The organism is Ligaoa zhengdingensis, from assembly GCF_014384885.1.
GTDB classification, from domain to species: Bacteria; Bacillota; Clostridia; order Oscillospirales; family Ruminococcaceae; genus Ligaoa; species Ligaoa zhengdingensis.
This window is the reverse complement of sequence record NZ_JACRST010000015.1, coordinates 13,877-26,609: the sequence shown is the minus strand read 5'-3', so window position 1 is coordinate 26,609 and position 12,733 is coordinate 13,877. Positions and strand designations below refer to the sequence as shown.

Here is a 12,733-nt window from a genome sequence, read left to right as displayed (position 1 = left end):
GGATAAAAACACGAAAGGGGCGAACCGCGTCCGCCCCTCCACCGTGCGCTTTTTCTTATTGATTGCAGTGCGCGTTGAGCTTGTCCACCAATTCGTTGCAGTCCACCCCGTGCACCTCGCACGCCTCCGCCAGGGTTTCGGCGCGCGATGCCGGGCAGCCCAGGCAGTGCATCCCCATCTCCAAAAAATATTGCGCGGTGGTCCCGTCGTAGTCCAAAATCTCACCGATTACGCTGTCTGGGGTCACAGTAAACGCCATATCCAATTCCTCCCTCGGGGATGGCTTCATCCCGTATTTATCCTTATTATAACAATATCTTTCGCAGGATACAACGATAAATACGCAAAAATTGTCCCGCCGCGACAAAACAAAAGGGCGCCCAGCTCGGCCGGACGCCCCTCGTAAAGCTTAAATTATTCGGCTTTCATCTTCGCAAAGCACTCGCTGCAATAAACAGGTCTGTCCTCACGGGGTCTGAAAGGAACTTTCGCTTCTTTGCCGCAAGCAGCGCAAGTAGCGGTGAACATCTCTCTTTCAGATTTCATGCTGTTTTTCCGCGCGTCACGGCAGGCTTTACATCTCTGCGGCTCGTTTACAAAGCCTTTCTCTGCGTAGAATTCCTGCTCACCAGCGGTGAAAACGAATTCTGCTCCACACTCTTTGCAAATAAGGGTTCTGTCTTCGTACATAGTCTTTACCTCGCTTTTAAAATTTGCCCATAGATGTTGTGCCGTACATTGAGTTACCAACGCGTCAGACATACCAGGGACATTATTCTATAGCCCGATATCGGGTTATATTCATGGGAAGGAGTCAATGACACCGCGCATCACGGCTTCATTGACCTGAGCTTTCGTCTTACTCGTTGCAGGGCATTGTCCACCGCCTTGGGGGTGGACTTCATCCTCCTGGACATCTCTTGATAGGAGTGGCCGCTGAGGTAAAGATTGAGTGCCTCCTGTTCAAATGCAGACAAAAGGGAATCGATTTTATGTTTGCGGTGGTTGGCCTCTTCCTCCATAATCACAATGGATTCTGGGCTCGCCGTGCGGCGATCGCCGGGTGTATACACGGACAACTCAGGGTTGTCGTCGAGGGGTAAGTAATCCCGAAGCGGCTGCTGTTTGCCGGCCAGACCCGCCTTGATCGCTGTCTGAACCTGCCGCCGCATACAAAGAGTCGCATAAGCGCGAAACGGGACGCCGTTTCTGTCGTTGTAACTTCGGACAGCCTTGAGTAGCCCGGTCAGCGCCTCCTGAACCAGATCGTCCGGCTCCAGGCCCGCGACATCGTAACCCTTCACCAATATCTTGGCAACGGGCTCATACCGGACAACCAGTGTGGCAAAGGCATCGGCATCCGACGCTTTCGCTTGTTTTACCAGCTCATCGTCAGGTAAAAATTTTTCCCGCATGCAAGTTCTCTCCGAAATGGTACTCTCACAAATATCGATTGTGAACTAATGATACACGGAAAAGTTGGTTTTGTCAACTATTTTATGTACATTTCACAAACTTGGTGAATATCACCAGTTCTTACCCCCAAACCTTCATTCATTTCCCCCGCATTGAGCAGCTCTTTCTCCCCATTTTGGTCTTAAAAAGTAAAAAAAATGCCGTTCCACGCTTGATTTTTTGCGTCTGTTCGTGTAAAATAAATTTATTACGCCGGTATGATGGAATTGGCAGACGTGCTGGACTCAAAATCCAGTGGTGGCGACACCGTGTCGGTTCGACCCCGACTACCGGCACCATGTCGGAGCAAGCGATGCATCGCTTGCTCCGATTTTTTTACAACAATCAGAGCGTGCCCTGCCCACAAAACCCGCATCTTACTTTGTGGGGCGCGTTTTATTTTTTCACCCGCGTTTTCAGCCTCTGGTTCGCGTTTTGCGAATCAGAGGTTTTTATTTTTAGGCGGGACACAGCTTGTGCAGCGCCTTTTTGTTTGTTCCAAACCCTGGCGGCCGTATAAATATTTCGTAAAGAACAAATAAAAATACTTCTTAAATAAATCCATATTTGTTACAATAGGCGAAAAAGCGCCAAAACATTTTATTACATGACTAGGGGGTATCCCAATTGAACGCTACCACTTTACAGATTATGTCCATCCTTATCTCCCTTGTGGCCTTCGCCTTTGCGGCTTGGCTGTACCTTTGGGTGAAAAGGCAACCCGCCCAAAACCAGCGCATCGAGCAGGTCAGCCTTCTGATCCGGCTCGGGGCGCGCACCTTTCTGCGCAAGGAGTACGGCGTGCTGGCCCGCTTCGCATCGGTCGCCGCCCTCCTGATCCTTCTCTTTTTGCCGGCCCCGATTTGGAAAGGCAATTTCACCGACAACGTCATCATGGCGGTCGCATATCTGGCCGGCACCCTGTTTTCCGCGATTGCTGGAAAAATCGGCATTGAGATTGCAACCATCGCCAACGGAAGATGCGCGGAGGCCGCACAGAAGGGCATCAAGCCCTCCTTTATGGTGGGCTTCCGCGGCGGCGCCGTGATGGGAATGGCGGTTGTCGGCGCCAGCCTGCTGGGCGTCGCTCTGGTTTATCTCATCACCGGCGACGGAACCGCAATTCTGGGCTTCAGCTTCGGCGCCAGCTCCCTCGCACTTTTTGCCAAAGCGGGCGGCGGTATCTTCACCAAAACCGCCGACATCAGCGCCGACCTCACCGGTAAAGTGGAGCTCGGCATCCCCGAGGACGACCCGCGCAACCCCGCCGTCATCGCAGACAATGTGGGGGATAACGTGGGCGACGTGGCCGGTATGGGCGCCGACCTGTTCGACTCCAACGTGGCAAGCATGGCGGCGGCGCTGGTTATGGCCGGCTCCCTCGACCTGCGCTACGGTGGGACCTCCCATGTGGCGACCGTCTTTTGTTATGCAGCGCTGGGCCTGTTGGCCTCGGTGATCGGGGTGATGACCGCCCGCATCGGGAAAAAGGGGAATCCGACGCGCGCCTTGAATATGAGCACCTATGTCACCACGGCGGTTTATGTGGCGCTCACCGCTGTTGTCACCGCCCTTGCAAATCTGGAGTGGCGCATCTGGGGCGCGTGTATCGTCGGCCTACTGGTGGGCGTGGTGATCGGCATCGCGACCGATTATTTCACCGATGACAGCAAAAAACCGGTTCACTTTGTGGCAGGGGCATCCAAATCCGGCCCGGCTTTCACTATCCTCTCCGGCATCTCGTATGGTTTTCTGAGCACTCTGCCCGCCATGATCGGCATCGGCATATCGGCGCTCGCCGCCTATAAGCTCTGCGAACCGATCGACCCGGCCAACTCGCTGGAATACGCGATGTTCGGCATCTCTATGGCGGCGGTCGGTATGCTCTCGATTGTCGGCATGATTGTTTCCAACGACGCCTATGGCCCGATTGTTGACAATGCGCGCGGCCTCGCGGAGATGGGCAGCTTGGGCGACGATGTTCTTGAAATCACCGATGAGCTGGATTCGGCCGGCAATACGGTCAAGGCGGTCACCAAGGGCTTTGCCATCGCGGCTGCCGGCCTTACGGTCATCGCGCTGCTCGGCGCTTTTATGAGCGAGGTGAACAGCGCCGCTTCTTCCCTGGGTCTCCCCGGCCTCACTGGATTTGACGTGATGAACCCGTTGGTGTTCTTCGGCATGCTGGTGGGCGCGGCGATTCCGGCTGTCTTTTCTGCGATGCTGATGTTGGGTGTGGATCGCAACGCACAGCGCATGGTGGCGGAAATCCACCGCCAGTTCCGGGAGATCGTCGGGCTGCGCGAGGGCAAAGCGGAACCCGAATACAACAAATGCATCGACATTGCCACCGCCGGCGCAATCCGCGAGCTGATTCCCGCCGGGCTGATGGCGATTGTGGCCACCATAGGAGTCGGATTCATCGGCGGCGTTGAGGCGATCGGCGGATTTCTCACCGGCAATATCGTCAGCGGCCTGCTGCTTGCGCTGTTTATGTCCAACTCGGGCGGCCTGTGGGACAACGCCAAAAAGTATGTGGAATCCGGACACGAGGGCGGCAAGGGTTCCGATGCGCACAAGGCCGCCGTTGTGGGCGACACCGTGGGCGATCCCTTTAAGGACACCGCCGGCCCGTCCATCAATACCCAGATCACGGTGATCTCGCTCGTCTCTTCCCTGCTTTCCGTCCTGTTCCTCACCTATTCGCTGTTCTAATCGCTTTCTGGACACCGCCTATGGCGCGGACGGATGTCCTGCTTGCATACATAAAAGGCGGCCGGATCCAAATTGGATCCGGCCGCCTTTTTCGTGCGGATTATTTCTCCTGATGTTTCTTGCGCACCACGACCAGGCTCACGCCGCCGATAGCCGCAGCCGCCAGCACCAGCAGCCACAGGCCCGAGAGGTTCTCGCCCTGCTCCGCCGCCGCTTGCTGCGCGCCGCCGATCGTCTCGTTCGCACTGGCCGCTTCGCCAGCAGGCGCCGCCGCGTTCGGCACCGTCGCTGCCACCTCGCCGCCCGTCTCCGGGTTCAGGCTGATGGCGCCGCTCTGTGCCGCCGTCTCGCCGTCCGCCATCGCAATCAGTTCCGCCGCGCTGTAGTACACCGCGGATGCGTCGATTGCGTAATTGCTCAGCAGGTATGCCTTCCCGCCGATCTCGATGTTCAGCTTCACGCCCTTCGCCGCCGCTGCATCGATCACCGCCGCCGGCGTCATCGCTCCGCTCTCCAGCGTCGCGTTTACCGTGCCGCCCTTTTCGGTTCCGTTGGTCTTCTCGATGATCCCGTTCCAGTAATCGTTGTCGTTTACTTTAGAAACGGAGCCGCTCGAGCCGCTCTTCGTCTTCAGGCCCTTCACTGCGTTCGCCAGCTTGGTCGCTGCGCCGGTCAGCTCTTCTGCCGTCGCGTTTTCGTTCGCCAGCAGCGCCTTCGCTTCCGCCTGCGCTGCCTGCACCGCATTCCAGCTTGCCGCCGTGTAACGCGCCGCGTTCAGCCCGTTCACTTCGGCCACCGCCTGCATGAGGCGCACCTTCGCAATCGCTCTGGTCAGCTCCGCTGCCATATCGTCGAGACCTTTCTGGGTCGCTTCATCGCTCTCGCACAGCGCTTCCGCTTCGACAACCAGCTCTGCCAGGCCAGCTTTGCTCGCCTCGTCGTACTTGCTGTCTGCCAGGATTTCCTTCGCCAGCTTGAGCGCTGCGTTGATCGCCGCATAGTTGAACTCGCTCTGCAATGCGTTGATTGCGGCTGTCAGCTTGCTGCACGCCTCTGAGATCATCGCCTCGGTCGCGTTGCCGTTTGCTTCCACTGCCTTCGCCTCGGTCAACACCGCTTGCAGATTCGCCCAGCTGCTCGGGCGGTAGTTTCCTTCTTTCAATTCTTCCGCCATTGCGATCAGCTGTCTCAGCAGGGTCTTATCCGCCTTCACCAGCTCGGTGATCCTGGTCATCACCGCCGCGTACTCGGCGTTGATCTCCGCCTGCGTCGCGTCCGCGTTATCCAGCACCGCTTTCGCGCTGTTCACTGCCACCTGTAGCGCTTCCTTCGTGGCCGCAGTCAGGCTTTCGTCCTTCAACAGGTCTTCCGCGATCTCGACCGCCAGCGTAAGCAGGCTCTTGTCGGGCGCATAGGTCAGGCCGTCGCGCGCCGCTACCAGCGCGAGGTACGCGTCGAATACCTGGCTCTCGGTTGCAGCCGCGTCAGCAACGACCGCCTTCGCTGCATTCAGCGCCTCGGTCAGAGCTTTCCAGCTCTCTGCGGTGTAGCGGCCTTCGTCGTATTTCCCGTCGACCGCCGCGATCAGCGCCTTCAGCGCTGTCTTGTCTACGTCGGAGGGATCCACGGGTTTAAAGTCCAGATCGCCGATCGCAGCTTCCAGCTTGTCGTAAGCTGCGTTGACCTGATCCTGGGTGGCTGCATCGTTGCCGATGAGCCCTTTCGCCTCAGTCAGCGCCTCGGCCAGTTTTGCCCAAGTTTCAGGGGTATAACTATCTTCGTTCAACGCCTCAGCACTTTCAATCAGTTGCTGCAACGCTTCCTTTATTACCGCACCCACCTCGGGATAGGTCGCGGTGAAGGTGAGGGTCTTGCCGTCGGTGCTCACGCCCTGGCCGGACGCGAAGCTGACCGATGCGCCAATGTTGTTGCCGATATCCACCAAAATATCTTTTGCTTCCAAGCCCTTGAAGGTGTAGCCATCCTTCGCAGCCAGGCGCACAGTGGCCACCGGAATGTCGCCATTCGCCCAGACTTCGCCCTTCAGGCCGTTGTTGGCGAACACCTTGAGGTCGTCCTTCACGAGCGGCCGCACGGTCAGGTCGTAGACGTCGAACGGCGTGTTGTAGGAGCGCACGCCGACGGTGCCCTTGGTGAAGGTGCTGTTGGTGAAGGTGCTGATGAACTCATCGTCCAGGTATACCGCAAAGTTCTGGCCGTAGGCCACCACCTTGAGGTTGTAGACGCGGTTGACCTCGATGGGATGCGGGATCGGTTTGATGTCATGCCACTTGCCGTCAGCGTAGCCGATCATCACAGCCTGGGCCTGGGTATTGCCGGGCACGTAACCGATGCCAACAAACAGGCCGTTGTACTCGTCGGAATCGTTGCCGATGTTGGTCGCGCGGAGCATGATACCCGCGTTGTTGTTGTCGTTGGTGCCCACCGACAGGTCGGCTTCCACCACGTAGTCGGTCCACTCGGAGGAACCCGCGACGTTGAGCGCCGCCTTCACGCGGGGACCTGTTCCCACATGGATGCTGGTCTTGCCCTCCGCGCTGTCCGCGGTGAACGAAACCTTATTTTCGGGGTCGTACTCGGTCCAGTTCGGAACCGTCTCCGCCTGGCTGCCGAAGCCCGCGTAACGCGCCTCGGGCGCATCGTTGAGCAGCAGGCCGGTCGCACCCGTCCAGCCGGTGCTGACGTGGGTGTAAGGAGCCTCGCTGTCCACCGAAGCCTCGCCGGTTTCGGAAATAATCGTGTCGGCCTCGGGAGCGAACAGTTTCACAGCAACCGAATCGATCTCGTTGTAAGTGCTCACTTCCACCTTGTAATAGAGCTTGGTCTCGCCATCCTCTGCGGTCACTTCCACCCAGATGGACTCGCCGTTCGCAACCGACACGCTGATCGGAGCGGTGTAGAGGTTTGTGTACTCACTCGCAGAGGCCGGGGCTTCCGCCTTGACCACATAGCAGATCGCAGCGTTCTCCGCGCTCGCGCTCAGGCTCAGCTGTGCATCGCCCGCCGCCGTGCTGGCGATCTCCGCCTTGAGAACCGTGCTCTGTGCCGGGGTCTTGCCGCCCGCGAAGTCGCCGGTGAAGCGCGTTCCAGCCAGGGTGCCCTCCGCCAGAGCCGCATTGTTGACCGGCTTGGTGAAGACGATATCCTCGGAATCGGTCACGCGCAGCGCGACTTTCAGCATACTCGCCGCCAGCGAAAGATCCATCTGGCTCGCATCGTCCTGCGCGGTGAGCGCCTCAGCCGCAGCAATCGCCTCGTCGAGGCGCGCCTTGCTGGTCTTGGTGTAGGCGGAGGTATCAGCCGCCTTGGCATCCGCCAGCGCCGCGTTCATCTTGGCGCGGTCGGACTCGGTCGGCTCGTTGTATCCGGTGGTGACCTCCACCTCGTTGGAAATCGACACAGGCGTGGTGCCGGACAGGCCGACCAGGCGCACATAGTAGGTGCCCGGAGCCGGAACAGCGACAGCCACCTTGTCAGCTTCCATCTTGCCGCCGTAGTTGTTGAACTTCACATCCACAAACTCGTGGGTATAAACGCCGGGCTCAGTGCCGAACTGCACCTTGTAGGTGGCGGCGTTGCCCTTGGGATAGTGCACCTGGAAACCGTTGTAGAAGGGGGCTGCCGAGATGGTCATGCTATCCACCGGCGTGGTGACGGACATCTCTTCGATCTCCTCCGCGCTCAGGGTGCGAACCATCACATTGTCGGCCGTAAAGCTGCGGTTGTAGCCGCGCAGGCCGATCTTGCCCGCAGCATGTGTGCCGTCCTTCATGCTATGTACCAGGACATCGTCGATGTAGAACTTGAAGTTTGAATTGTAGGCCATCACCTTCAGACGGTGATAGGAGCCCGGATGGACATCGTAGGTCTTGGAGACCAACTGTGTCCAGCTGTTGCTGGATTTGCCGATCTCAAAACCGGTGCTGTTGAGGCCGAAATAATAGCCGTAGTAGTTGTCAGCGCCGGAGCCCTCCTGGGTGGTGCGGAAGATGATGCCGCTGTTGTTGCCGTTGGTGGCGATCTTCACATCCGCCTCATAGACGTAGTTATCCCAGCTCTCGTCGCCCGCGGTCAGCTTGATATCGGTGGTGGAGCCCAGCGAAACCTCGCCGCTCGCAAAGGTGATGTTCGCATTCGCGGGCACCTTGGTCCAGGTAGCAGCCGCAGCCTGGGCATCCTCAAAGTCCTCGCTGAACAGTTCCTCGGCCACTGCGTCGGGCTTGCCGCCGAAGACGACCAGATCGTTCTGTTCAATGTTGCGCACAGTCACGTCGTAAACCTTGAAAGCCTCGTTGTAGGAACGGACGCCGACGGTGCCCTGCGAGAACAGGGAGGCGTCGCCCACATATTGCAGGTCGTTATTCAGGTAAACCGCGAACTTGTCGCCGAATACCACGACCTTCAGGTCGTATTTCTGGCCGGCCACGATCTCCTTCGGGATGATCTTGATGTCGTGCCAGCCGCCGTCTGCATAACCGACCATGACGCCAGGTTTGCCGCCCGCCAGGCCGATGCCGGCGAAGAATCCATGATATGCGTCGGGATCATCGCCGATCTCGGTGGCGCGGAACATGAGGCCGCAGTTGTTGTTGTCAACCATATCGACCGAGAGCTCCGCTTCCACAACGTAGTCGGTCCAGGTCAGCGGGTCGTCCGCTTCGCTGCCCGCGCGGAGCATACGGGGCGCGGACGCCTCCACGGATTCCTCTTCCACGTCCTCCTCCGGCTGGGCTTCAGGCTCGCCATCGGCCAGTGTCAGAGCCGCCATTGGGGCCAGAACCGCTTCGTCCTCCGCCGGGGTTTCGGCCGGGGTCTGTTCGAGGGCCGCTGCAGGCTCCTCCACGGGTGCGGATTCCTCTGCGGGCTCCGCCTCATCGGCCGCCAGCTGGGTCTCGTTCTCAGCCTGCGCCTGAGCGCCGTCCAGGGTGAGGGCGGCCTTTACTTTGGGACCCTTGCCGAGCACGATGCCGTTGTCGATAAACTCAATCTTGTCTTCGGGGTCGTATTTGGTCCATTCGCTCTCGATCTCCGCCTGAGTGCCGAGGCCCTCGTACACCGCGTTGGGCGCATCGGGATCGGGATGGATCTCGACCACTTCGTCCTCTTCAAAATCGACGAGGTCCTCCTGCTCCACCGGGCGCACCGACAGGCTGTAGGCGGTGAACGCCTCGTTGTAGGAGCGCAGGCCGACGGTGCCGTTGCCGAATTGGTCGTCGCGGAAGGTTGCCATCAGCTCGTTGTCCAGATACACCGCGAACCGGTCGCCGAAAACGACAACCTTCAGGGTGTACTGCTCGCCGGGCTGGATATCGGCTTTCAACGGCTGGATGTCGTGCCAGCCGCCGTCGGCGTAGCCGATCATCAGGCCGGGGCCCTTGTAGGGCGCGCCGTCGATGTTGCCGACATTCAGATAACCGATGCCCGCGAAATAGCCGTGGAACTCATCGGGATCGTCGCCGATGTTGGTGGAACGGAACATGACGCCGCAACTGTTGTTGTCCACTGCATCGACCGACAGCGTGGCTTCCACAACATAGTCAACCCAGTCCAGGGTGTACTCGTTACCCTGGGCATCTTCCGGCAGCAGGACCGCCTTCACTTTGGGGCCTTTGCCGAACTTGATGTTGGTGGTGTCGCCGTTCTGTACAAACTCGACCTTGCCTTCAGGGTCGAACTTCGTCCAGTCGCGGTCCATGTAGTTGAGGGTGGGGAAGCCCGCATAGGTGGCGTTCGGCACACCCGGGTTGGGCTTCAGCCCGCCTTCTGAGGAAGTGCTGGACAGGAAGACGAGCTCCTCGCTCTCCTTCTGCTCGCCCTGGATAAACGCGATCACCTTGGCATAATAGTCTTTGCTCTCATCGATGCCGGTGATGGTGGCGGTGGAACTCTCAAAGCCGTATACGGTGTTGGTGTAGTTGCCGCTCTCGGTGCCGTAAACCACTTTGTAGGGGGTCTCCTGCCAATCGAGGTTGGTATTGATCTTGATCGCTTCTTCGTTGCGGTTGCTGCTCTTCACCACGATATCGGTGATGGTGCGGCCAACCGGGATGACCTCGATCGATTCCACATTGAGCGAGGTGGTAAAGCGGATGTTGTTGTAATGGCCAGCGGTGAACTGGAAGCCGCCGCTGAGCTTATTCTGCAGATCGGTGACTTCCGCCTCGCCGGAGGAGAGGTCGAGCGCCTGCGAATATTTGTTGTTGATCACCAGGGTGCCGGAGCCGGAGCCGGTCACCTTGAGGGTGTAGCTCTTCGCCTGGGGCACCACGATGTTGGCGAATTCCTGGTAATCGGTGCCGTTGTGGCGGATCATCTCGCTGTCGAGCGCCGCGGTCTTAACCACGGTGTCAGTCGCCTCGCCGATCTTCGGGAAGTGGGCGATGCGCAGACGGCCGCTGCCGTAGGGGATCAGCTCGATGTCGCGCACCAGCGACTCATCGTAAGCCGTGGGGCCATAGGGCTGCGGGCCGGCCAGGTTGCCGTCGTAGGTCCAGTCGGGGATGAGCTGACCCTTCGCTTTGAGCACCACCGGGGCGGTCTCGGAGCTGAACGGCTGCAGCGCCACATCCTCAAATTCGACCACCTCGAAGCTGGAAGCCGGGTCGTCGGGATTGACAATCAGGCCGTAGTTCCACGCGCTGGCCGGATAGACCTCGCGCAGCGGGGACTGGGGCTGATGCTCCACCTTGAGCTCACGCGCGTCGTTGGACTCGTAGGTGCGCCAATCCTCCTCGATCTTGAGGCCGTAGATCAGGGCGCCTTTTTCCACTGCAACAGAGTCGTTGTACCAAGTGGAGGTTTTGATCTCACTGGGGAACTCCAGGTCGACCACGTCGCCCTCCACCCAGGTGCGTTCGATGGTGTAGTAATCGCCGGTAGCGACGCCTTCCTGCGCCACGCCGTTGACGGTGACCGTCGCGCCCGCAGCCCAGGCGGGGATTCTCACCTTGAGTTCAAAGCGGGCGGTGTCGCCGCCGTAGGCGAGCTTCACGCTGTCCTTGAACGGGTAGTCGGTCTCCTGCAGGAACACAGCGGTCTTGCCGTCCGCGACCTTCGCAGTCACCTTGTTGGGGCCGTAGGCCACGATCGCCAGGCCGTTGTCGGCGGTGGCCATCCACATGTTCTGCACGAATTTCGGCCAGCCCATATGGGTGTTCGAGTAGCAGCAGTCAAAGCCGCAGGGCGCGCCGAACGCCGAGCTGTCGCCGTGGTCGTTGCCGAACTCGTGGTTGCCCAGAGTCGCCATAACCTGGTTTTGCAGGACATAGTAGACATGTCCGGAAAGATCGGGGGTGTAGGCCGCAGGCAGCGCGTTGTAAGCGAGCTGCTCGATGCGGTCGCCGATCCACGCCTCGCCCAGCACCTTCTGCGCGATCTCGGTGGAGAGCAGGCCCTCCACGATGCCGCAGTTCTCGGTGCCGCGGGTGGAGCGGTTCTCCCTGGCCGCCTCATCCGAGTTGGGCAGGCCGTCCACGCGGCCGTGGTCGATGGACATGTTGAGCAGGCCGTTCTGGAGGGCGATCTTGTCGCGCTCCTCGCCGGAGTACTGGTAGAACACCGCGGGGGTCTTCATGCCCTGGCTGGTGTTCACCACGTGCTGGCGCACGGTCGTGTCGTTATACTGGTAGGTCCAGTCGGTCGTCTGGCTCTCCAGCAGTGCGCCCAGGTCGAGCAGCCACTTGGTGGCGCTCGGGTTGGACGAATCGTACAGGCGGTTGTACAGCCAGTACACGCTGTCGATATTGTCGCCGCCGCGCGCATCCGCTCAGTTGCTGAGCGGCCGGCCGGGCAACTCCTTCTCCTGGTAGCGGAAATAGTTCTCCATGAAGGAGATCACGCGCTCGTCGGGCTCGCCCGCGGCTTCGGTCGCCTCATAGTAGTCGCGCAGCGCCATCAGCACCGGCATTCTCGACCACCAGTCGTTTGCGCCGGGGCCGAAATAGCCGTTGTCGCGCTGGCTCTTCAGCACAGCCTCGACCCAAGCCTGGGCCTCCTCTTTGAGCTCCGCGTCGTCCAGCACATAGGCCAGGGCGACGAGTCCTCTCATATAATACGGGCCGCGCTCCCAGCTTTCGCCCGAGCTGCCGAGCCAGGCGCTGGTCGCCTCGTTGTAGTCGTTGTAGCCCTTCATGTTGCCAGTCAGGTTGTCCTTTTGCAGCAGCAACTGGTTTTCCAGCCAGCCGCGTGCGCGCACTGCGCCCACTGGAAGCTGCACCAGGGGCGTATCCATCAGCTCACCCTGATTGGAAAGATAATTCGAGTTTCCCCTGCGCCCCTCCGCACTCCCTGACGGTGCAGCAACGGCTTGCAGGGAGGAGCCGAGCGTCATGGCTGCTGCCAAAACGATCGAAACCGCTCTCTGAAATGTTTTTCCTTTTCCCACAATGTTACCTCCATTTAATCTTTGTTTCTCGGCCAAACACCTTGCCAAAGTCTGCCGTCCTCTCCTCACCTCCCTTTTTACTTTCGGACGCGGCCGCGGCGTGCGGCAGTTCGCCGCGCGCTGTGTTCCCCGTCCTTATAACCCCGCAGTTCGCGGGCA

Annotated in this window: 6 protein-coding genes and 1 tRNA gene; 2 read left to right on the top strand and 5 right to left on the bottom strand. The window is 59.5% G+C overall.

Features of this window, described 5'->3' with window-relative positions; genetic code table 11:
- Positions 1–55 precede the first annotated feature (55 nt).
- The 3 genes from H8711_RS09590 to H8711_RS09580 all read right to left on the bottom strand — a co-directional run bounded on the left by H8711_RS09590 (position 56) and on the right by H8711_RS09580 (position 1,415).
- Positions 56–259 carry a DUF1858 domain-containing protein gene (locus H8711_RS09590; RefSeq protein ID WP_249283251.1) on the bottom strand — a complete coding sequence of 68 codons (204 nt, stop codon included), beginning with the start codon at positions 257–259 and terminating at the stop codon, positions 56–58.
- Between the two features lie 155 nt (positions 260–414).
- Entirely contained in the window at positions 415–690 is a 276-nt protein-coding gene (locus H8711_RS09585; protein WP_249283250.1) for a zinc-ribbon domain containing protein, read from the bottom strand.
- Between the two features lie 140 nt (positions 691–830).
- Positions 831–1,415 (bottom strand): sigma-70 family RNA polymerase sigma factor, encoded by a 585-nt coding sequence (locus tag H8711_RS09580; protein WP_249283249.1) that lies wholly within the window; start codon positions 1,413–1,415, stop codon positions 831–833.
- Between the two features lie 252 nt (positions 1,416–1,667).
- On the opposite strand from H8711_RS09580, the gene H8711_RS09575 reads away from it, so the two are divergent.
- Together H8711_RS09575 and H8711_RS09570 are read left to right on the top strand one after the other, a co-directional pair.
- Positions 1,668–1,754 (top strand) — tRNA-Leu (locus H8711_RS09575).
- A 328-nt stretch (positions 1,755–2,082) separates the two neighbouring features.
- Positions 2,083–4,170 carry a sodium-translocating pyrophosphatase gene (locus tag H8711_RS09570; protein ID WP_484985948.1) on the top strand — a complete coding sequence of 696 codons (2,088 nt, stop codon included), beginning with the start codon at positions 2,083–2,085 and terminating at the stop codon, positions 4,168–4,170.
- Between the two features lie 100 nt (positions 4,171–4,270).
- Here H8711_RS09570 and H8711_RS09565 read toward each other — a convergent pair whose 3' ends face one another.
- Together H8711_RS09565 and H8711_RS09560 are read right to left on the bottom strand one after the other, a co-directional pair.
- A complete protein-coding gene (locus tag H8711_RS09565; RefSeq protein ID WP_249283248.1) occupies positions 4,271–11,923 on the bottom strand; it encodes a 3-keto-alpha-glucoside-1,2-lyase-like domain-containing protein in 7,653 nt (2,550 codons plus the stop codon).
- Between the two features lie 33 nt (positions 11,924–11,956).
- Positions 11,957–12,574 carry a hypothetical protein gene (locus H8711_RS09560; protein WP_249283247.1) on the bottom strand — a complete coding sequence of 206 codons (618 nt, stop codon included), beginning with the start codon at positions 12,572–12,574 and terminating at the stop codon, positions 11,957–11,959.
- Positions 12,575–12,733: the final 159 nt, after the last annotated feature.

Bases quoted from the DNA above. Each gene is read 5' to 3' on its own strand.
- H8711_RS09590 (WP_249283251.1), bottom strand. From the start codon at position 259: ATGGCGTTTACTGTGACCCCAGACAGCGTAATCGGTGAGATTTTGGAC.
- H8711_RS09585 (WP_249283250.1), bottom strand. From the start codon at position 690: ATGTACGAAGACAGAACCCTTATTTGCAAAGAGTGTGGAGCAGAATTC.
- H8711_RS09580 (WP_249283249.1), bottom strand. From the start codon at position 1,415: ATGCGGGAAAAATTTTTACCTGACGATGAGCTGGTAAAACAAGCGAAA.